Annotated in this window: 20 protein-coding genes and 1 pseudogene; 8 read left to right on the forward strand and 13 right to left on the reverse strand. The window is 72.4% G+C overall.

All coding sequences use genetic code 11. The features are described 5' to 3' along the window. Positions 1-7: 7 nt before the first annotated feature. Together ACIRL2_RS10540 and ACIRL2_RS10545 are read right to left on the reverse strand one after the other, a co-directional pair. The gene (locus tag ACIRL2_RS10540; protein WP_402231513.1) at positions 8-496 is read right to left on the reverse strand and encodes a beta-class carbonic anhydrase; all 489 of its coding nucleotides are present in this window, start codon (positions 494-496) and stop codon (positions 8-10) included. Between the two features lie 292 nt (positions 497-788). Continuing rightward, positions 789-1,445 carry a hemerythrin domain-containing protein gene (locus tag ACIRL2_RS10545; RefSeq protein ID WP_402231515.1) on the reverse strand — a complete coding sequence of 219 codons (657 nt, stop codon included), beginning with the start codon at positions 1,443-1,445 and terminating at the stop codon, positions 789-791. A 182-nt stretch (positions 1,446-1,627) separates the two neighbouring features. Here ACIRL2_RS10545 and ACIRL2_RS10550 point away from each other — a divergent pair, with 182 nt between their 5' ends. After that, complete coding sequence (locus ACIRL2_RS10550) at positions 1,628-2,305, forward strand: class I SAM-dependent methyltransferase (protein ID WP_402231517.1); 678 nt, start codon at positions 1,628-1,630, stop codon at positions 2,303-2,305. A 90-nt stretch (positions 2,306-2,395) separates the two neighbouring features. Here the strand turns inward: ACIRL2_RS10550 and ACIRL2_RS10555 are convergent, their stop codons facing one another. The 3 genes from ACIRL2_RS10555 to ACIRL2_RS10565 form a co-directional block, all read right to left on the reverse strand. Then, on the reverse strand, positions 2,396-3,463 hold the full coding sequence (locus ACIRL2_RS10555; RefSeq protein WP_402231519.1) for a Gfo/Idh/MocA family protein: 1,068 nt from the start codon (positions 3,461-3,463) through the stop codon (positions 2,396-2,398). A gap of 102 nt (positions 3,464-3,565) precedes the next feature. Further along, positions 3,566-4,546 carry an AraC family transcriptional regulator gene (locus ACIRL2_RS10560; protein WP_402231521.1) on the reverse strand — a complete coding sequence of 327 codons (981 nt, stop codon included), beginning with the start codon at positions 4,544-4,546 and terminating at the stop codon, positions 3,566-3,568. Between the two features lie 207 nt (positions 4,547-4,753). Next, positions 4,754-5,182 carry an OsmC family peroxiredoxin gene (locus tag ACIRL2_RS10565; RefSeq protein WP_395859091.1) on the reverse strand — a complete coding sequence of 143 codons (429 nt, stop codon included), beginning with the start codon at positions 5,180-5,182 and terminating at the stop codon, positions 4,754-4,756. Between the two features lie 311 nt (positions 5,183-5,493). Between ACIRL2_RS10565 and ACIRL2_RS10570 the strand changes: the two genes are divergently transcribed. From ACIRL2_RS10570 to ACIRL2_RS10590, 5 genes are all read left to right on the forward strand, one after another. Continuing rightward, a complete protein-coding gene (locus ACIRL2_RS10570; RefSeq protein ID WP_402231524.1) occupies positions 5,494-6,378 on the forward strand; it encodes a sigma-70 family RNA polymerase sigma factor in 885 nt (294 codons plus the stop codon). A gap of 115 nt (positions 6,379-6,493) precedes the next feature. Beyond that, positions 6,494-7,930, forward strand: a complete 1,437-nt coding sequence (locus ACIRL2_RS10575) for a GuaB1 family IMP dehydrogenase-related protein (RefSeq protein WP_395859093.1) — start codon at positions 6,494-6,496, stop codon at positions 7,928-7,930. Between the two features lie 129 nt (positions 7,931-8,059). Continuing rightward, positions 8,060-8,635, forward strand: a complete 576-nt coding sequence (locus ACIRL2_RS10580; protein ID WP_402231526.1) for a GNAT family N-acetyltransferase — start codon at positions 8,060-8,062, stop codon at positions 8,633-8,635. A 134-nt stretch (positions 8,636-8,769) separates the two neighbouring features. Next, positions 8,770-10,110 (forward strand): nucleotidyl transferase AbiEii/AbiGii toxin family protein, encoded by a 1,341-nt coding sequence (locus ACIRL2_RS10585; protein ID WP_402231528.1) that lies wholly within the window; start codon positions 8,770-8,772, stop codon positions 10,108-10,110. Positions 10,111-10,203: 93 nt separating this feature from the next. Continuing rightward, entirely contained in the window at positions 10,204-11,556 is a 1,353-nt protein-coding gene (locus ACIRL2_RS10590) for a hypothetical protein (protein WP_402231530.1), read from the forward strand. Here ACIRL2_RS10590 and ACIRL2_RS10595 read toward each other — a convergent pair. Continuing rightward, on the reverse strand, positions 11,542-11,856 hold the full coding sequence (locus tag ACIRL2_RS10595) for a hypothetical protein (RefSeq protein WP_395859097.1): 315 nt from the start codon (positions 11,854-11,856) through the stop codon (positions 11,542-11,544). The genes ACIRL2_RS10590 and ACIRL2_RS10595 overlap by 15 nt on opposite strands. Before the next feature lie 332 nt (positions 11,857-12,188). On the opposite strand from ACIRL2_RS10595, the gene ACIRL2_RS10600 reads away from it, so the two are divergent. Further along, complete coding sequence (locus ACIRL2_RS10600) at positions 12,189-12,848, forward strand: hemerythrin domain-containing protein (protein WP_395859098.1); 660 nt, start codon at positions 12,189-12,191, stop codon at positions 12,846-12,848. Between the two features lie 217 nt (positions 12,849-13,065). Here the strand turns inward: ACIRL2_RS10600 and ACIRL2_RS10605 are convergent, their stop codons facing one another. The 3 genes from ACIRL2_RS10605 to ACIRL2_RS10615 form a co-directional block, all read right to left on the reverse strand. After that, positions 13,066-13,671, reverse strand: coding sequence for a short chain dehydrogenase (locus ACIRL2_RS10605; protein WP_395859099.1), 606 nt, complete (start codon positions 13,669-13,671; stop codon positions 13,066-13,068). 126 nt (positions 13,672-13,797) lie between these two features. Then, positions 13,798-14,340 (reverse strand): DUF1772 domain-containing protein, encoded by a 543-nt coding sequence (locus ACIRL2_RS10610; protein WP_395859100.1) that lies wholly within the window; start codon positions 14,338-14,340, stop codon positions 13,798-13,800. A gap of 249 nt (positions 14,341-14,589) precedes the next feature. After that, a complete protein-coding gene (locus tag ACIRL2_RS10615) occupies positions 14,590-15,648 on the reverse strand; it encodes a threonine/serine dehydratase (protein WP_402231533.1) in 1,059 nt (352 codons plus the stop codon). Positions 15,649-15,712: 64 nt separating this feature from the next. Here ACIRL2_RS10615 and ACIRL2_RS10620 point away from each other — a divergent pair, with 64 nt between their 5' ends. Next, positions 15,713-16,624 carry a LysR family transcriptional regulator gene (locus ACIRL2_RS10620; protein WP_402231535.1) on the forward strand — a complete coding sequence of 304 codons (912 nt, stop codon included), beginning with the start codon at positions 15,713-15,715 and terminating at the stop codon, positions 16,622-16,624. A gap of 82 nt (positions 16,625-16,706) precedes the next feature. Here ACIRL2_RS10620 and ACIRL2_RS10625 read toward each other — a convergent pair whose 3' ends face one another. The 4 genes and pseudogenes from ACIRL2_RS10625 to ACIRL2_RS10640 form a co-directional block, all read right to left on the reverse strand. Then, complete coding sequence (locus ACIRL2_RS10625) at positions 16,707-17,615, reverse strand: SDR family NAD(P)-dependent oxidoreductase (RefSeq protein WP_402231537.1); 909 nt, start codon at positions 17,613-17,615, stop codon at positions 16,707-16,709. Continuing rightward, complete coding sequence (locus ACIRL2_RS10630; RefSeq protein WP_402231539.1) at positions 17,612-18,673, reverse strand: LLM class flavin-dependent oxidoreductase; 1,062 nt, start codon at positions 18,671-18,673, stop codon at positions 17,612-17,614. Before ACIRL2_RS10630 ends, ACIRL2_RS10625 begins: the two co-directional genes overlap by 4 nt. Positions 18,674-18,875: 202 nt before the next feature. Beyond that, positions 18,876-19,667, reverse strand: coding sequence for an ABC transporter permease (locus ACIRL2_RS10635; protein ID WP_395859105.1), 792 nt, complete (start codon positions 19,665-19,667; stop codon positions 18,876-18,878). Beyond that, a pseudogene (locus tag ACIRL2_RS10640) lies at positions 19,664-20,044 on the reverse strand (ABC transporter); the annotation flags it as partial. The gene ACIRL2_RS10635 and the pseudogene ACIRL2_RS10640, both read right to left, overlap by 4 nt.

A 20,044-nucleotide genomic window follows, 5' to 3' on the forward strand; every position in this document is an offset into this window, starting at 1 on the left:
TGGACTCCTACGCGACCTCGTTCAGCTTGCCGGTGGCCACGTCGAAGACGAAGCCTCGGATCCGGTCCTTGTGCACGAAGAACGGGTCGGCCTTGATCCGGCCGATCGACTGGCGCACGTCGGTGTCCAGGTCGGTGAACGCCTCGCTCGCCCAGGCGGGCTTGATGCCGGTCTCGGCCAGGATGGCGCCCTTGAGGCCGTCGTCGTCGAAGGTCGGCATTCCGCAATCGGTGTGGTGGATCGGGATGATCTCCTCGGTGCCGAGCAGTCGCCGGCTGAGCGCCGGCGAGCGAGGCTCGTCCTCGGTGACCACGCCGCCCGCGTTGCGGATGACGTGTGTGTCGCCCTCGTTCGGGCCGAGGATCGCGTACACGTTCAGCCGCGCGTCCATGCACGCGACCACGGCGACGTGTTTGGCGGGTGGCAGGGGCAGGGGGCCGGTGAAGCTCTCGACGTAGGCGGCGTTGTCGGCCGGCAGTTCATCGGTGACGGACATGCGGGAGTTCTTCGGCTGATGGTGCGAGGGACCCACCCGGAACCGGGGTTGCCGCGCGAACCGGGCGGGTTCGGACGCGGGACGGCCACGCACACGGGCGACGACACGCGGGCGTGACCTATCGACACGCCTCGTCGAACAGGCGCACGCGCCGAGTCGGCCAGAAGCCCTCGAGCGGAGTCGCCCCGGCTCCGCTTCTGTTGCCCTTGCAATCAGTGAACTCAGGGCCGGGGCGCCGCGCAAGCGGACAAGCGTTCGCACATTCCGCCGCACGTTCCGCCGTAGGTTCCGCCTACGCGCCCGATCGGCCGCGGGTGCCCCACGCGTCCTGGGCGGCGTAGGCCGGTTGCCACAGGTTCAGGTAGGTCGGGCGGAGGGACTCCGGCAACTGGCCGAGAATGGTCGTGGCATGCTCCGTACTCGCGCCGTCGAGCAGCCACGGCAGGTAGCGGCACGTGCCGGAGCCGATCCGCCGGCCGTGCTCGGCCTCGAAGCGGCGCCACTGCTCGGTGGTGGCGACCGCGTCGACCAGCGGCAGCGCCTCGTCCTCCTCATGCGCCAGATGCCCGCGCAACCCGCCGATCAGCCCGTCGAGCAGATCGCCGAGCCGCTGCCGGCCCCGGTCGTGGTCGGCCAGCGCCGCGTCGATGGCATCCAGGAGCGGGTCGAACGTGGCGTGTTCGGCCTCCATCACGGCGATCGTGCCCAGTTCCGCCGGCCGATCGGCCAAAGCCCTGCGGACCACCGGCCACAGCAGCTCGTCCTCGGCACCGAGATGGACCCGCAGGTACCGGCGGAACAGGTCCCAGCCGGTGGTCACCCGCAGGATGTGCCACGGGTCCTCGTCCGTGCGGGCGGCGATCCGGGCGATCCGCTCCAGGTCGCGGCGCAGCGCGTCGTGGATCGCGAACACCATCGTCATGTCGTGTCGGAAGACCTTGCCGCGCACGGGATTCCTCGCTTCGTCGAGCGTCGTCGTCGGGGACGACAGGGCCGGTGGAAGGGGAGGCCGGCGGGGAAGTGGTGAAGGGGGGAAGCGGCCTCCCGACGCTTTGACGAATTCCGGCGCCGTCGTGTGACTCGGACGCGCCCGTCCGGCGTTGTCGGAGGCCCGCAGTAGAGTGCGCGGCCGTGATCGAACCAGACTTCCTGAGTGCCACCCGCACGTCCTATGACGCCGTCGCCGGCGAGTACACGGACTACGTCCGGACCGAACTCGCGAGCAAGCCCGTGGATCGAGCCCAACTCGCCGCCTTCGCCGAACTCGTGCGGGCGTCGGGCGCCGAGGCCGGACCCGTGGCCGACGTCGGATGCGGACCCGGTCGGGTCACCGCGCACCTGCGCGACCTGGGCGTGGAGGCGTTCGGAATCGACCTGTCGCCGCAGATGATCGCGGTGGCCCGACGCGAGTACCCGGACCTGCGTTTCGAGGTCGGCACGATGACCGACCTGGACCTCCCGGATGCCGGCCTCGGTGGTCTCGTCGCGTGGTATTCGACCATCCACGTCCCGATCGCGGAACTGCCCGCCGTCTTCGCGGGTTTCCATCGCGTGCTCGCCCCAGGCGGCTATCTTCTGCTCGCCTTCCAGGTCGGGGACGAGCCGCTGAGCATGACCGAGGCGTTCGGTCGATCGGTGAACCTCGACTTCCACCGCCGCCGGCCGGACGTCATCGCCGACCTGGTGACCGACGCGGGTTTGGCCATGCAGGCCCGGACCACCCGCGAACCGATCGCCGGCGAGAGCGTACGACCGTGCCCGCAGGCGTTCCTCCTGGCCCGCAAACCCCCGGCCCCCGGCGCCTCCTGACTCCGCCCGGGACAGCCCCGCCACCGGCGCCGGCATGTGCGGCGAGTTCGCGCTTCGGTACGGGACGCCCGTTGTCGTGTGCCACGCGTGTCAGCCCTCGGCGGCGGGGCCGGCGAAGTCGGGCACCGGTTCCGGGCGGGAACCGTTGCGCAGCGACCTGGCGCCGGCCACGCCGACCAGGGAGGCGGCGACAGCCGGGCGGACCGGGATCAACGCCGGCTCGCCCCGCTCCATGGTGGCCCGGAAGCCTTGCAGCAGGAGCACGGTGCCCTCGGCGGAGCGTTCGACGCTGTCGTGGCCGAGCGCGAGAGTGGGCGGGACTCGTTCCTCGTCCCGGGTCCGCCCGTCCGCGGTGGTCCATCCCTCGGAGCGCACCCGCACCGACCAGGCCCGCTCGCCCGGCCCGCGGACGGACTCCGCCATGGCTCGGCTGCCGCGTACCGAGACCCAACTCCAGTGGCTGTCCGGCTCGCCCTGGAGGAAGCCGTGCCGGGTGACCGCCAACGCGCCGCCGGACAGCCGCACCACCATCACCACCGCGCTCCCGGGGTCGGCCTCGTCCGCGACGAACGCCGAGACCTCGACCGGCCATTCGCCGGTGAGCGCGAGCACGGGAGACAGCGTGTGCGTGCAGTACGCGGTCGGCGCGATCCGGCCGCGCCAATGCGCGGGGTCGCCGATCAGCGCGTCCACCGTCTCGGGCGCCATGCCGTGCAGGTAGTCGGCCTCGATCAAGGAGATCCGACCCACCTCGCCGGCCTCGACCACCCGACGCAGCAGGCGAACGTGCGGATGCAGCACATAGTTCTCGGCGAACGAGTAGGTCGCGTCGGAGCGTTCGACCGCGTCGACGAGCCGGCGTCCCTCGTTCTCGCTCACGCACGCGGCCGACTCGGACAGTACGTGCACGCCCCGCTCCAGGAAGGCCATGGCGAGCGGCGCGTGCGCGTCGAAGTCGTTGGCCAGGATCACGCCGTCCAAGCGCCGGTCGAGCAGGTCCCGCCAGTGATCGGTGAGCACGACGCCCGGGAGCCGTGCCTGCGCCTCCGCTCGGCGTTCGGGGTCGCGATCACACGCCGCCACCACGTCCAGCCCCACCCGGCGAGACCAACTCGCCAGGTGGAGACCCATCCTCAGCCCGACCACTCCCACGCGCACCCGGCCATCGTGCCGGCGGTCCGACGCCCGGGCGACCGGGTTTCCACCGCCGGCGCGGCGGCCCGCACGCGCGCGTCGCGCACCGTGGGTCGAACGCACCGCCTAGGCCACGCGGATGCCCGGCTCCCGACGGTAGGCGCCGGGGGCGATCCCGAACTCTCGCCTGAAGGCCGTCGAGAAGGCGAACTCCGAGGCGTAGCCCACGGATTGGGCCACCGCGCTCAGCGGCTCGTCGGTGTCCCGGAGTAGCGCGGCGCCCGCGTTCATCCGGACCAGGGTGAGATGGCCCAGTGGCGGCCGGCCGACCGACTCGGTGAAGCGCCGGGCGAAGGTGGATCGCGGCAGGTCGGCGAGCGCGCCCAGCCGCTCGACGGTCCAGGGCTGTTCGGGGCTGCGGTGCATCGCGCACAGCACCCGGCCGATCGCCGGGTCGTACACCGCCGGACCCCACCCGGTGCGGGCGCCGTGCTCGCGGGACCACGAGCGCAGGACGCACAACAGGAGGGTGTCGAGCAGCGTGCCGGTGACCGCGTCGACCCCCGGGTCCGGTGCGACGCCGTCGCCGGGCCCGGGCCGCGCCGCCTCGTGGCGCAGCAGTTCCACCACGCCGCGTACGGACGCCTCCTGCTCGGGCCCCGCCGCCAGGCGAATCATCTCCGGCAACTCCACCGGCGGCGCGTGCGCGTCCTTGCCGTCGAGCCGGAACACCCCACTGAGCAGCAACGACGTCGGTTCCCGGACGGCGTGCGCGGTCGGGGTCGCGCCCGGGTCCGCCTCCGGCAGCAGCCGGTACGGCCGGTCGCCGAAGTCCAGCGCCGGCCACGACGCGCGACCTCCCACCGTGGTCCCGCCCGACACGAGGTGATCGCCGGCACCGGTCACCAGGGTCACGTCCCCCGCGCCCAGTGTCAGTCGTGCGCCGCCGGCCGTGGTCAGCACGGCGTCGCCGCGCAACACCACGTGGAACGCCGCCTCCCCGGTCTCGGGGCGGACGTACCGTCCCCAGGAGTCCGGCGCCTGGATGCGCACCCAGCGCGGCCGATGCGTGCGCAGCGAGGCGGTGATCCGACCGAGGAAGTCCATCGCGCCAGGATAATCGGGCGTTTCGCGCCGTCGGCCGGCAGCGGCAGGGGTTGACCTCCTGCCACCGGGTGCCCGGCCGGTCGCCCTGCGGGTGCGGCGGTTTGCCGCCGGAGCCGTGACGGCGAGGGAGTCGGGGCACACCTGCGGTCGCGGTGGGGACCGAAGGATCGCCGACGCCCTCGCCGTCCGGGCCGTTCAAGGGTGAGGTCAGCCCAGCGAAGCCGTCAGGGTGATCTCGGCGCCGGGCGAAAGCAGCCGGGAGATGGGGCAGTTCTGCTTGGTGACGTCCGCGATCTTGAGGAACTCCGCCTCGTCGATACCGGCGGCCACGACGGCGGTCTCCAGGTCGATCCGGGTCACCGTCGGGGCACCGTCGACCTGGACCAGGTGCACCTTGGCGGTGGTGTCCACCGAGGTGGCCGGGAAGCCCGCGTCGCCCAGACCCTTGGCCAGGGCCATCGAGAAGCAGCCCGCGAGCGCGGCACCGATCAGTTCCTCGGGGTTGGTGCCCTCACCCTCCTCGAAGCGGGACTTGAACGAATAGGCCCCCTCCAGGCCGCCCTTGCCGGTGCGAATGGTGCCGGCACCCTCGACGAGGGTGCCCTGCCACTGAGCCGTTGCGCTACGAATAGTCATGGCTCGATGCTAGTACCGTGACCGACGCCGACGGCACGGCACACGCCCCGGACACCCCCTGAGCCGCACCGGGCCCGGGCCACGACGCGCGACGCCGCCCCCGGATCGCCCCGCCACGTCGGCCGGATCCGTTCGTCACCGCATCGACGGATCGCGGCGGGAGATGGTGACCGCCGCGCGACCGGTCTTCCCATGCCGCCCCGAGCCCGACTCGGACCCGCCCTCCCCGTCACATCGTCCGCGCTCCGTACGTCATGGAGCCGAGGGCCGGGGCACCGACCCGGACGCGACCGAAGGACTGGGTGGGACCGATGAACGAGCACGACTTTCTCGCGGAACGCTTCGAGACGCACCGCGGTCACCTGCGGGCGGTGGCCTACCGGATGCTCGGCTCGCTGAGCGAGGCGGACGACGCCCTCCAGGAGACCTGGCTCAAGCTCAGCCGCTCCGACCCGGACGAGTTGCACAACCTGGCGGGCTGGCTGACCACCGTGGTCGGCCGGGTCTGCCTGGACATGCTGCGCTCGCGACGATCACGCGGGGAGGAACCGCTGGACGCGCGGGTGCACATGCCCGACCCGATCGTCACCGGCGTGTCCGACGCCGACCCCGAGCACGCGGTACTCCTGGCCGACTCGGTCGGCCTGGCCCTGCTGGTGGTCCTGGAAACCCTCGCTCCCGCCGAACGCCTTGCCTTCGTCCTGCACGACCTGTTCGCGGTGCCGTTCGACGAGATCGCGCCGATCGTGGACCGTACGCCGGCCGCGGCCCGGCAACTCGCCAGCCGCGCGCGTCGACGCGTGCAAGGGGCGGCTCCCGCGCCGGACGGCGATCTCGCCGTACAGCGCGAGGTGGTCGACGCGTTCCTGGCCGCCGCCCGCAGCGGTGACTTCGACGCACTGGTCGCCGTGCTCGACCCCGACGTGGTGGCCCGCTCCGACGGCGGCGGCCTGCGTGCCGGCGGGGTGAGCCGAGGCGCGGCGCAGGTGGCCGGCGGTGCGCTCACCTTCGCGCGACTGGCCGCCACCGCCCGACCCGCGCTGGTCAACGGCGCGGCCGGCTTCGTGGCCACCGCCGCCGGTCAGCCGATGTCGGTGGTGGCCTTCGCCATCGTCCGGCGCCGGATCGTCACCATCGACATCGTCGCCGACCCCGAACGCCTGAGTCGGCTCGACCTGACCGTGCTCGCGAGCTGACCCCCGGTGACCGAGACCGGGTCCGGCGTCGCCGGACCCGGCCGGCCGCCGGCCCAACTCGCCGCAACGCTGCCGAAGATCGATATCCACCTGCCGGCTGGGTACGTACCGCGACATGAGATTCCTCCACGATCAGGTACCGCCGCACGACCTCACCTACAGCGATGTCTTCCTCGTACCGTCGCGCTCGGGCGTGGGTTCCCGCCTCGACGTGGACCTGACCACCTCCGACGGCACCGGCACCACCATCCCGGTGGTGGTGGCCAACATGACCGCCGTCGCCGGGCGCCGGATGGCCGAGACCATCGCCCGGCGCGGCGGGCTCGCGGTGATCCCGCAGGACATCCCGGTCGACGTGGTCGCCGAGGTGACCTCCTGGGTCAAACGGCGTCACCTCGTCTACGACACCCCGATCACGATGGCCCCCACCGACACCGTCGGCGAGGCGCTGAACCTGCTGCCCAAGCGCGCCCACGGCGCGGTGGTGGTGACCGAGGGCGGGCGCCCGGTCGGCATCGTCGCCGAGGCCGACTGCCTGGGTGTGGACCGCTTCGCGCAACTGGCGCGGGTGATGTCCACCGAACTGCTCACCCTGCCGGACGGCGTCGACCCACGCGAGGCGTTCGACCGGCTGTACGAGGGCCGACACAAACTCGCGCCGATCGTGGACTCCGACGGCCGACTGGTGGCCGTACTGACCCGCACCGGCGCGCTGCGCTCGACCCTGTACACGCCGGCCGTGGACGCGTCCGGGCACCTGCGCCTGGCTGCGGCGATCGGCATCACCAACGACGTCGCGCACAAGGCGAAGGGCCTGATCGAGGCGGGCGTGGACACCCTGGTCCTGGACACCGCGCACGGCCACCAGGAACAGATGATCAAGGCGCTGCGCGCGGTCCGGGCGCTCGACCCGCCCGTACCGGTCGTGGCGGGCAACGTGGTCACCGTGCAGGGCGTGCGCGACCTGATCGAGGCGGGCGCGGACATCGTCAAGGTCGGCGTCGGCCCCGGCGCGATGTGCACGACCCGGATGATGACCGGCGTCGGGCGCCCGCAGTTCTCGGCCGTCGCGGAGTGCGCGGCCGAGGCGACCCGGCTGGGTCGACACGTGTGGGCCGACGGCGGTGTTCGGCATCCGCGCGACGTCGCGCTCGCGCTGGCCGCCGGAGCGTCGAACGTGATGGTCGGCTCGTGGTTCGCGGCCACCTACGAGTCGCCCGGCGACGCGTACCGCGACGGCGAGGGCCGGTTGTACAAGGAGAGCTTCGGCATGGCCTCCGCACGCGCGGTCCGGCTGCGCACGGCCACCGAATCCGCCTTCGACCGGGCCCGCAAGTCGCTGTTCGAGGAGGGCATCTCGTCCTCGCGGATGTACCTGGACCCGAACCGCCCCGGCGTCGAGGACCTGTTGGACTCGATCGGCGCCGGCGTGCGCAGCGCGTGCACCTACACCGGCGCCCGCACCCTGACCGAGTTCCACGAACGCGCAGTGCTGGGCATCCAGAGCTCGGCCGGCTACGCGGAGGGCAAGCCGCTGCCCGAGAGCTGGTGAGCGTCCGGCGGCGCGGCCCCACGAGGGCCGCGCCGCCGGATGGTGTGCGCTGTGCGACGGCGGAATCACCCGGCGGTGTGCGCGTCACCCGGTCGGCAAACGGTTTGACGGGTGCGGAACACTTTTCCCATGTCCACCGCCGTACGCAGCCCCCACCCGCAGACCTGGACGATCGCCCCCGCCGCGGTCGGCTCTCCCGAAGCGCTCGCGCTGCTGCGGGCGTACTTCGTCGAGGTCAGCGATCGGTACTACCGGCTGCACGAGGGCCGGGACTCGACGCCCATCGAGATCGAGGAGGGCTTGGCCGACGCGCCGAGCGACCACCTCGCCCCGCCGCGGGGCCTGTTCCTGATCGGCCGATACGGCGGCGAGCCGGCCGCGTGCGCGGGGCTGCTGCTGCGGGACGCGCGTACCGCCGAGTTGACCCGTGTGTTCGTACGACCCGACCTGCGCGGCACCGGCGGCGGCCGGCGCCTGATGGCGGCCGTGGACGACGCCGCCCGCGCCTTGGGCGTGGCCCGGATCGTCCTGGACACCCGCCTCGACCTGGTCGAGGCCCGCACGCTGTACACCAGGAGCGGCTACGCGGAGGTACCCGCGCACAACAGCGGCAGGTACGCCGAGATCTGGTACGCCAAGGACCTCGACGGCACCGACCGGCCCGAGCCGGCCGGAGCCGGCGTGCACCGGCCCGATCGGGCCTGAGCGGTTCCTACCCGGTCCGATCCGCTCGAACGGGTCCGACCCGGCTCGAACCGAAGGGACTTCGCGCCGTCCCGCGACGGGAGGTCGCCGGACGGGGACCGCGACGGTGACTGCCACGACGAACGGAAGCGGCCATGACCGACAACAGCGGGCACGACACCTGGGACAGCCTGGGCTGGGGGCCGTGGGACGAGCAGAGCCTGCCGACCGAGCCGTTGGACGAACGCGTCCGCCTGGCACGGCAGTTGCCTCGGACCCTGGTCTCCGTGACCGGCCCGGGGGTACGTCAACGGCCGGTCTTCGACCCGGCGTTGAAGCATTACGGCAGCGCCATGCGGGCCGGTGAACCGCAGTTCACCGCCCCCGGGACCGCCGAACGCTGGCACACCGCCCGCCGACAGGCGGTCGACCACGTCTTGGCGGCGGTGGCGGACTCCCCGTGGGCCGAGCACCTGGTGCTGCGCGGCAGCATGTTGCTCCGAGCCTGGTACGGCGCCGCCGCGCGCGAGCCCGGCGACCTCGACTTCGTCGTGATACCGGCCACCTGGGACGTGGTCGAGCCGCGCACCGACCGGATGTTCGCCGCGATCGCGCGCGGTGCGGACGCCCTCTCGCGTACGCACACCCCTTCCCACAGCGATCCGGGTGTAAGGATCGACGCGGACGGCGCGATCGACGACGAGATCTGGACCTACGACCGGGTACCCGGCCGGCGCCTGGTGCTGCCGTGGCACGCGGACGGACTGCCGTCGGGCACCGTGCAACTCGACTTCGTCTTCAACGAGTCGCTCCCGTCGGCGGCCGAGTACACGGACGTACCGCGTCGGGACGGGTCGGGCGCGCACCGGATCCTGGCCGCGACCCCCGAGCAGTCGCTGGCCTGGAAACTGCTCTGGCTGCTCTCCGACTCCTACCCCCAGGGCAAGGACCTCTACGACGCGGTACTGCTGGCCGAGTCGACGACGTTGGGCGCCGATCTGCTGCACCGGACCCTGGTGGCGGGCGAGCCGCATTGGGCCGGACGGCGGATCACGGCCGGCGCGTTCGTCGACCAGGAGGCGGACTGGGACGAGTTCGCCAAGGAGTACCCGGACATCGGAGGCGCCGGCGCCGAGTTCATGTCGCGGCTGCTGACGGCGCTGGAGCCGGTGCTGGCCGAGGAGGACGAGCAACCCGCCACCGACGGCTACGCGTGGCGGCTGCGGTGGCTCGACCCGCTGTTGCCGGACGCGCGCCGGGAGGCGGCGCGCGGCGGCATGACCGCGCTGGCGGCCTGGCTCAAGAGCCGGGCGCTGGGCCTGGCCGAGAGCATCGTGATCATCCGCGAGGTGGTCGGCCCTGAGCAGTGCACGTCGGAACAGGCGGCCGAGGCGTACGTGGCCCAACTCCCGTACACGTCGGGTGAACTCGGCTACTACACGCGCAACCCCGACGTGATTCGGAACGCGCTCGCGGCGCTGCGCGCCCGGGTCTGACCACGCCGGTCGGCGCGTCGGCCCCACCCACCGGACAGGTCCGTCCTGCCCGCCCGACAGGTCGGCTCCACCCACCCGACAGGAAGCACGCCCGTGAACAGCATCGAACGGTCCGTGGCCAAGGCCGTCTTCACCCTGGCGGATCCCGCCCTCGTGCCCGTCCTGGTGGCCCGGCTCGGCGCCGAACTCGCGCCGGCGCTGCGGGCGATGGCGTCGGTGCCGACGGTGTTGGCCGACGCGGCGCGGGCGTCGGGCGACGCCGCGTTGCAGGCCGCGATCGAGGCGCGTGAGTCGGGCGAGACGGGCGGGAGACGCGACGATCGGCCTCGGCCGACCACCGCGCCGCCGCTCCCGATGCCCGCGTTCGTCGGGTCCGAGCGGTCCGGCGCCGCCGAGAGGCCGGTCGATCGGGCCGCTCGCGGCGACCTCGCCACCGACGAGGTGGACGCGTTGTCGAACCTGGACGATCCGCACGTGGACGCCGCGCTGTTCGCCGGTTCGCTGCTGCCCGACGCGGAACGCGCCCGGCTGCTGGCGGGCGTTCGCCGCGACGGGACGCGGGGGCGGGTGGCCGAACCGCTCCTCGCCCTGCTGTGGGGCGCGGAGCTGGGTCGCTGCGCCGCGTGGTTGGCCGCCGGGATCACCTCGGGCGATCCCGAGGTGGCCCGCGTCGTCGTCAACCGGCTGCCGCTGCGCACCGAGGCGGGCCGACTGCGGGTGATCGTGGGCGTCTGGACCCGACACGGCGTCGATGAGGCCCGTCGGGTCCTGGCCGAGGCCGATTTCCCCGCCGACGTGCGCGAACCGATCGAGGACGCCTTCGCCCGGGGCGACGGCCTGAGCCTGTTGCGCGCACGCCTGGCCGCCGAGGAGGACCCCGAACGGGTCGCCGCGTTCCTGTGCGAGGCGGCGCGCGAGGGCGAGGACGGGGGGCAGCGCGGCCGGGTCGACGCGATCCTCGCCGACGGCGGCGGCATGCCCTGGGCGGAGCTGATCCGTTCGCATCGGGCCGCCGCGCTGCCGCTCGTACTGCACGATCGGCTCGCCGAAGCCCCGGACTGTCCACACGAGTTGCTGATCGCGATGTTGGCCGGAGGACTGGCGGCGCGCAGCCGGGAGGAACGACCCTGGCTGCACGAAGCGTTGGCGGCCGGCCGGTTGTCCGGCGCCGACCTGCTCCGGCACGCCCACCCGGCTCCGGTCGTGTTGTCGGTGCTGGCCGACACGGATGCGCGTACGTCGCCCCGGTGGTGGGCCTCGGGCGCGCCTCGGGCCGAGGCGAAGGCGCTGGTCGAGGAGTTTCTGGGAGCCGATGTCGAGGCGTGGATAGTGGCCATGCGCCTGTTCCCGGAATTCACCGGCACGATCCCGGAACTGCTGGCCACCGCACGGGCGGTGGCCGCCGATCCGGCCGGTTCGGCGCGGAGCGCGTCACCGACCGGGTGACCCACCGGCCGGGGTGGGCGCCGAGCCGGCGAGCAGCTCACCCGTCTTGTCGGCCGCCTCCCGATCGGGGTGCTCGCCCTCCTCCGCAGCCGCGGCGACGCTGAGCAGGTCGAGCTGGGTGGGTCCGGTGGTGTGATCGGTGGCCTCGGCGGCCGGTGTCCACGACCCCCGGCAGGAGATCGGCGCGTCGTCGGCCCGCGCGTGGCCGGGGTCGTCGTGCCGCCAGACCGCGTGTGTCTCGGTCACCGCGACGCGACGACCGCACACGCCGCAGGTGCCTCGTGGCCGGTGCGTATTCATACCCCCATGATGTCCGACAGGACGGACAAGAGCCGTCGGCCCACCCGACCCGTCGCCCGGGACGGCGGCGCGACGACCGTGTGTCGGCGCGACCGGTCGTGCCGGTGCCGTCGGCGGATCCGTGGGTTCGGGAAAGTCTCGGGCCGGGATCGGTCACATTCGCGATCCGGGATTCGTCATTGATGTGTCGGGCGGCAGCGAGCCGCCGAGTACGAGTCGAAGACGAGCCGAACAGCCGAACGGACCGGAACCGGCGCGCGGTTGCACACCGCGCCGCCGGGCGATGCCGCGCGCCGACGCCGGGTCGGCGGATCACGCAATCGGAGCACACCATGACGCGCAAGACCTTCAAGAACGACATGTCCATGATGTACACGTTCCACGACGCGCTTCGGCGGGAATTGGGACGGATCGCCAGGATCACGGCCGACACGAGCGACGACCCGCGTCGGGTCCTCCAGGCGGCGATCGGTTGGGAGATGTTCAAGCGCTACCTGCACGTACATCACGGTGCCGAGGACGACGTGCTGTGGCCCGCGATTCGGTCGGCTGTCCGGAACCGGCCGGACGAACTGGCCGTGCTCGACGCGATGGAGGCCGAACACGCCATCGTCGACCCGGGCCTGAACGCCGTCGACGCGGCACTGGCCGACCGCGAAGGCGGCCCGGAACGACTGGCCATGATCGTCGAACGGCTGGTCGGCGGCCTGGGCGGACACCTCGCGCACGAGGAGGACGAGGCACTCGAGATCATCGACGCGCACGTGACGCCGGACGTGCTCCAGCGCTTCGGCGCCGAGCACCGCATCCGGATCGGCGACGACAACCCCCGGTACCTGCCGTGGCTGCTGGACGACGCGAATACGGACAATGTCGCGGCCGTACTCGGCCTCCTGCCCGAGCCCCTGCGCGCGGCCTACCGAAACGAGTGGCAGCCCGCGTACGCCGGACTGGACATCTGGGGACCGAAGAGGGGCTCGACGGAGGTCTGAACGCGCCGCGCCCGCACGCACGCGGGAGCCGCCCGACCCGAAGGCGCGCACGCATCGGGGGTGGCCGAGCCCACACGGGCCTTCGGCCATCGAGCGCCGACGGACCGGGCGGTCACCCGCGGGCGGTCGAGCGCCGGAACCACGATCCTTGCGCGAGCTCCATGGCGCCGCGGGCGAGGAGAGGTGGTGGGTCCGAGGGGGTTGGACGGCGGATCGGCTACCAGCCCACGCGCAAGGCCCGGCCGGTCTCCACGCCCTCGATCGAGCGGCGGTACGCCATCGCGGCGACGGCGGCGTCGACCGGCGGGAAGCCCGGGAAGGACGAGTCGTAGGCGTCCATCGACTCGGTGAGCACCGTCGGGCTGACCGAGTTGATCCGCAGCCCGCGCGGCAGTTCGACCGCGGCGGCGCGTACGAACGCGTCGATGCCGCCGTTGGCCATCGAGGCCATCGATCCGGTGCGGATGCTCTCGCCCGAGAGGATGCCGGTGATCAGCGTGAACGAGCCGTTGTCCGCGACGAAATCGAGCCCGGCCCGGACCAGTTCCACCTGTCCGAGCAGCTTGTCCAGCGCCGCGCTCCTGATGTCGTCATGGCTCAGTTCCGCGACCACCTTGAACGGCACGCCACCGGCCGCACACGCGACCGCGTCCACCCGGCCGACCTGTTCGTACATCGCCGCCACCGACGCCGGATCGGTGATGTCCACCGCGACATCGGTCTTTCCGCTCCGGGAGGCGGTGACCACGTCGTGCCGTGCGGACAACAGCGTGGTGACCGCCTTACCCAGAGTGCCGGTGGCACCGACCACGAGGACCTTCACAACAACCTCCGATGCGGACGAATATCGCTCCCGATCCTTGCCTGTGCGACCAGGATGAGCAATAAATCCGTCGAAACCCGCCGGCGGCGAGAGCACGCCGGCGGCCCACCCGGCCCACGTCGGTGCTCAGACCCCGTTGCGGCGGTGCAGGCGGATGGCCTTGGCCATCGCGACGGCGGCGGCGGTGGAGAGGACGGCGCGGATGCCGTTCCAGATGTTCCAGGTGCTCTCGAAGTCCGCGCGGGTCTTGGCCGGGTCGGTGCTGCCTGCGGCGGCGAGTGCCTCGTTGAGGGGGACGTTGATGCCGGAGGTGGTCAGGACGGTGGTGGTGTAGAGCGCGAGCGCGGCCAGGGTCCAGCGCATGAGGGTGGTGCCGCCGCCGCGCTTGCGGAGTTTCCAGGCGGCGATGGCGGGGGCGGCGAGGGCCGCGGTGAAGACGGTGAAGAAGAGCGGGTTCTCGATACCGGTGTTGATCTGCTGCATCGAGTGCACGAAGTCGGCGTCGTCCTTGGTGCCGAGCAGCGGCATGACGACAGCGGAGAAGGCGACGTAGGTGCCGGCCATCAGGGTGTTGGCGACGGCACCGGCGGTGAGCCAGCGGCCGACGGTGTCCCGGGTGCCGGCGATCGCGTCGGTGCCGGCGGTGAGCGTGTGGTTGATCGCAGCCATGACGAACTCCCTTGAGAATGAGGGTGGTTGGTGGTGAGGCGACGGCCCGCGTCCTCCGCGTCCGGCTGCCTCGCTCCCCGACACCTCAAGACTCTCGCGTCTGCCCACCCCGAACAACGGCCGATCTCCGAACCACCCTTAACCCCTGGGTTACCGTTCCCCGGCGGACCATTTCGGCACCGCACACCGTGGTTCTCGGTGCGCCCGGGCCGACCGACGACCTCACCTCACCTCACCGCACCGCCCCGCTCACGTGTGGTCCCGGCCCAGGGAGGTGATTTCGGCGAGGGAGGCGTTGCCACCGGTGCACACGACGGCGATGTTCAAGCCCTTGAACTCGGTGGGGTGGGCGAGTACGGCCGCCAGTGCGGCGGCGCCGGCGCCCTCGGCGAGGGTGTGTGCGTGGGTCGCGAGCAGCCGTTGTGCGCGGGCGATCTGCGCGTCGGTGACGAGCAGGAAGTCGGCCAGGCCCGTGGTCCGCAGCAGGCGCTGGGGGAGTTCGAAGCCGCGACCGGTGGCCAGGCCCTCCACGACGGTGGCGTTCGCCCGGGTGACGCACGAGCCGGTCCGCCACGAGTCGTGCGCGGCTGGAGAGGCGGCCGACTGTACGGCGAACACCCGGCAGTTCGGTGCGAGTTCGGCGGCCACGAGCAGTGCGCCGGCCGCTCCGGTGCCGCTGCCCACCGGGACCAGGATCGCGTCCAGGTCGGGTCGGGCCGTGACGATCTCCAGATATGTGGTGCCGACCCCGGCCACCAGGCCCGCGGTGTCGCCGGGGCTGATCAGGAGCCCGCCCCCGGCGACCGCGTACTCCTCGGCCCGCGACTGCGCGCCGGCCATGTCCGCGCCGTGCAGCAACACCTCGGCGCCGAGCGCGCGGACCGCCCGCACCTTCGCCGGGTTCGCCTCGGCGGGCATCACCACCGTGCAGGACGCGTCGAACGCGGCGCACGCGTAGGCGATCGACTGCGCGTGGTTGCCGGTCGAGTAGGTGACCAGGCCCCGGGCGCGCTCGGCGGGGCTCAGGCCGGCCAGCAGGGTCAATCCGCCCCGCACCTTGAAGGCCCCGACCGGCTGGACGTTCTCGTGTTTGACATACACGTGTGCGCCGGTGGCCGCGTCGAGTGCGGGATACGACCACATCGGCGTCGGCGGGAGGTGTTCGGCGAGAAGATCGCGGGCCGCCAGGACGTCGGCGAACGTGGGGCCGGCAGTGGTGCCGGTGGTGTCGACTGTGCTGACCGTTGCGGCTGTTTCGGCGGCCTGGGAAGCGAGGTCGGCGGCTGCGAAGGCGGGGTCGGCGTCCATGCCGCCATCGTGGGGTGCCGACATCCCATCGGTCCAATGCCAGTCTTCTCGGATATCCATAGACATGATTGATAGGTTGCCGAACGTGCTCGACGTCACCCGCCTGCGCGTGCTCGCCGCCGTCGCCCGGCACGGCTCGGTCACCGAGGCGGCCCGGGTGCTGGGGTACGCGCAGCCCTCGGTCAGCCACCACCTCTCCCGCCTGGAGGCGGAGACCGGCAGTCGGCTGGTCCAGCGAGTGGGACGGGGCATCCGACTGACCGACGCGGGACGCACGCTGGCCGAGCGGGCCGAGGAGATCCTGGGCCGGTTGGACGCGGCCGAGGCCGAACTGGCCGCCTACACCGGACTGCGCGCGGGCCGGGTCCGGCTGGCCGCGTTCCCCTCCGCACTGGGCACCTTCGTACCGCGCGCCGCGGCCGCGTTCAGCGCCGCTCATCCGGCCGTCGAGCTGCGCCTGGTCGAGGCCGAACCACCGGACGCGGTAAGGCTGTTGCGCGCCGGCGAGGTAGATGTCGCACTGCTGTTCACGCACCCGGGGCAGCCGGTGGAGAGGGGCGACGGGCTGCGTCGCACCCGGCTGTTGGTCGAGCCGATCCACCTGGTGACGCCGATGGGGACGGTCGGTGATCGGCTCGTCGACCACGCGCGACGACGCTGGATCACCGGGTGCGAACGTTGCCGCACACACCTGATCCGCTCATGCGCGACGGAAGGGTTCGTACCCGAAGTCGCCTTCACCACCGACGACTACGTCGCCGTCCAGGCACTGGTCGCGGCCGGCCTCGGCGTCACCACGCTGCCCGGTCTGGCACTGGCGGCGCAGCACAACGCGGCGGTGCGCACGGTGCGACTGCCCGATCAGGAGCGGCTCGTCGACGCGGCGGTGCACGGCGCGGCGCCGGATCCACCGGCCACCGCCGCGTTGTTGGGCGAGTTGGTCCGCGCGGCGGCGACGGCACTGCCACAGCCGTGACCGGGAATCGGCCCGCTGTTCTCCGGGACCTGCGGGCCGAGCGAGCGAGCGGGCGGCCCGGGCCGGCGGATCGTGCCGGCGGTCAGTCCGGCGCGTCCCCGTGGATCCGGGCCAGGATCTGCGGATTGGTGACATGTACCGGGACGTTGTCCTCGTCGAACAGGCCGAGTCGGTGGAGCGCGCCGCCCTCGACCGGGATGACCGCGCCGGTGGTGTAAGCGGACAGGTCCGAGATCAGGAACAGGACCGCGGCCGCGACGTCGGCGGGTGTGCCCCGGCGGCGCAGCGGGACCCCTCGGCCCGCGAGCTCCGGGTCCTGCGCGGCGGCGGTCGCGCGCGGCGTGGTGATCGAGCCGGCCGCGATCCCGTTGACCCGGATCCCGTACCGGCCCCACTCCAGGGCCAGTGTCCGGGTCAGCCCGAGAACGGCGGCCTTGGCCGTGCCGTAGCCCACGTGATAGGGCGCGGCGACCACGCCGCCGGTGGAGTTGATGGTCACGATCGAGCCGGGCGACTCGTGTGCGACCAGGTGCCGGGCGACGGCCTGGGACAGCCACATCACGTGATGCAGGTTCAGCTCGAAGGACTCGTCCCACTGCGCGCGGTCGAAGTCCAGCGCGGGCGCCCAGTGCGGCAGCAGGCTCCCACCCACCACGTTGACCAGTCCGTACAGTTCACCGGGCGCGGCAGCGGCCCGCTCCAGCACGGTCGCCACTCCTTCGGCGGTGGAGACGTCCGCACACACCGTGCGCAACGTGCCACGCGGGCCGACCGGCCCCGCCGAATCCACCGGCCCCGTCGAGTCCTGCGTCCCCGTCGAATCCGCCAACTCGGCCTCGATCGCGGCCAATCGCTCGGCGTCCCGATCCACGCCCAGCACGGTGGCACCGGCTTCGAGCAGCCCGCGCGCGCAGGTGGTCCCGATCCCGCCGCCACCGGCCCCGGACACGATCACCGTCCGCCCGGTCAACCTGATCCGCTCCGCTATCACCGCTGCCGCACTCCCTCGGTCGTCGTGTTCGTATCGGTCACCGGCCCGTCGCCTCGTGCCGGATCCGCGCCGGTGCCGCGAGCCCGGGCCGAATTCGCGCCGGCGGACCGCAGTCGAGGCAGCACCTCGTGGCCCAGCGCGGCGATCTGCTCACGCGCCGCTTCGGAGGACACGCCGGGCACGTGGATCCGCAGGTTGAGGCACGTGGCGCCGATCTCGGCCCGTACCGCGGCGAGTTCGTCGGCGAGCGCGACCGCGTCGTCGTGGCAGGCGAACCCGGTGCCGCGCCAGTGCCGTTGAGCCGCCGCCGGGGTGTAGCCCCGATACACCCGGGACTGCCGCTCGAACGCCTCGCGCGGCGGATCTCCGATCCACACGCGGCGGATCAGCACGCGAGGCCCGGCACCGCCGGCGTCGAGGTATCGATCCGTCAACTCGCGCAGCCGGGCCGGCTCCGAACCACCGTCGAAGAGGATGCCCGCACCGGCCTCGGCCGCTCGGCGCACCGCGCCCGGACTCATCGCCGCGCTCACCACGGGCACCGGTCGCGCGGCGCACCCGGACAGGGCCCGGTCACCGGCCAGTTCGCCCAGTTCCGTGCCACGCAGCAACTCGGTCAGCCGGGGCAATCCCGCCCGAAATCCGGCCGCCCGGGCCGCGAAGTCGAGGCCCATCAGCCGAAAGTCGAGTTCCAGTCCGCCGGGCGCGACCCCGACGCCGACCCGCCCGGGATGCAGCGCGGCCAGCCACGCCACCTCCTCGGCGAGCATCGCGACCGGCCGCAGCGGGAGTAGTACGGGGGCGGCGGCGGCCCACCCGGAGGGCATCCGGTCCAGCATCCAACCGGCCACCTGGAGTGGATTGGGCAGGTACCCGGCGAACCCGCCGTGATGCTCACTGGTCATCACGCCGTCGAAGCCGCTCTCCGCGCCGAGTACGGCCTGCCGGATTGCCTCGCCGGCCACGCCCGACGCGTCGAGCCCGTCGTGCGGATAGATCCGCAACGAGATCGACCCGGCCCCGAACGGCACCGTCGCGGCGACCCGTTCCGCCGACATACCACCACATCCCCTCGATCGGGTGCCGGCGATCATGGCAGAGCGGGCGTGCCGAAAAAACCACCACGAGGTGTGATACCGGCTGGGGGATCAAGAGAAACCGTGGTCGGCGCCGAGAAGGGACTTGCGCGGTGAAACCCCCGGCGGCATCGGTACGCGGCACTCGGGCGAGACGAGCCCCGGGGCCGCGGGCCCGCGCCGGCTACTTCGGGTCGCGGTTGAAGCGCACCGTCGACCAGCGGTAGCCGAGCCCGATCAGGCCGCCGCACCAGGCGATCGCGAGCCATCCGTTGTGGCCGATCTCGGTGCCGAGCAGCAGGCCGCGGAGGGTTTCGATGGCGGGGGTGAACGGCTGGTACTCGGCGATCGGTCGGAACCAGCCGGGCATCGTCTCGGCCGGGATGAAGGCGCTCGAGACGAGTGGCAACAGGATCAGCGGCATCGCACTGTTCGCGGCCGCTTCGGGGTTCGGGCTCGCCATTCCCATTCCGACCGCGATCCAGGTCAGCGCCAAGGCGAACAGCACAAGCAGGCCGAACGCCGCGAGCCATTCCAGGGCCGAGGCGTCGGTGGACCGGAAGCCGATGGCCACGGCGACGGCGCCCACGAGAACCACGCTCATCACGCACTGGAGCACGCTGCCGAGGACATGCCCGACGATCACGGAGCCGCGGTAGACCGCCATCGTGCGGAAGCGGGCGATGAGTCCTTCGGTCATGTCCATGGAGATGTACACCGCGGCCCCGATCGCGGTGCTGCCGATGGTCATCAGCAGGATGCCGGGGACGATATAGGCGGTGTACTCGGAGCGGTCCGCGCCGCCGCCGTCGATGCCCGCGCTCATCACGTCGCCGAAGATGTAGACGAAGAGCAGCAGCAGGACGATCGGCGTGAGCAGCAGGTTCAGGGTTCCGGAGGGGTAGCGCCGGGCGTGCAGGAGGTTGCGGCGCAGCATCGTGTTCGAGTCGCGTACGGCGAGGGAGAGGGAGCTCATCGGACAGCCTCCTTCGGCTGGTCGGTGCCGCCGGTGAGGGCGAAGAAGACGTCGTCGAGGTCGGGGGTATGGACGGTGAGTTCGTCGGCTTCGATGTCCTCCGCGTCGAGTAGGTCGAGGATGGAACGCAGTTCGCGTTGGCTGCCGTCGCTGGGGATCCGCAGGGACGACGTCTCGTCGTCGCAGGTGACGCCGTGCAGGGCGGCGGCGGCGCGTTCGTAGGCGCGTGGGTCGGTGAATCGGAGCCGGACGTGTCCGCCGGGGACGAGTCGTTTCAGCTCGTCGGCGGTGCCCTCGGCGGCGATCTTTCCGTCGTGGAGCACGGCGATGCGGTCGGCGAGTTCGTCGGCCTCGTCGAGGTATTGGGTGGTGAGGAG

Source organism: Embleya sp. NPDC127516, assembly GCF_044765325.1.
Lineage (GTDB): Bacteria > Actinomycetota > Actinomycetes > Streptomycetales > Streptomycetaceae > Embleya.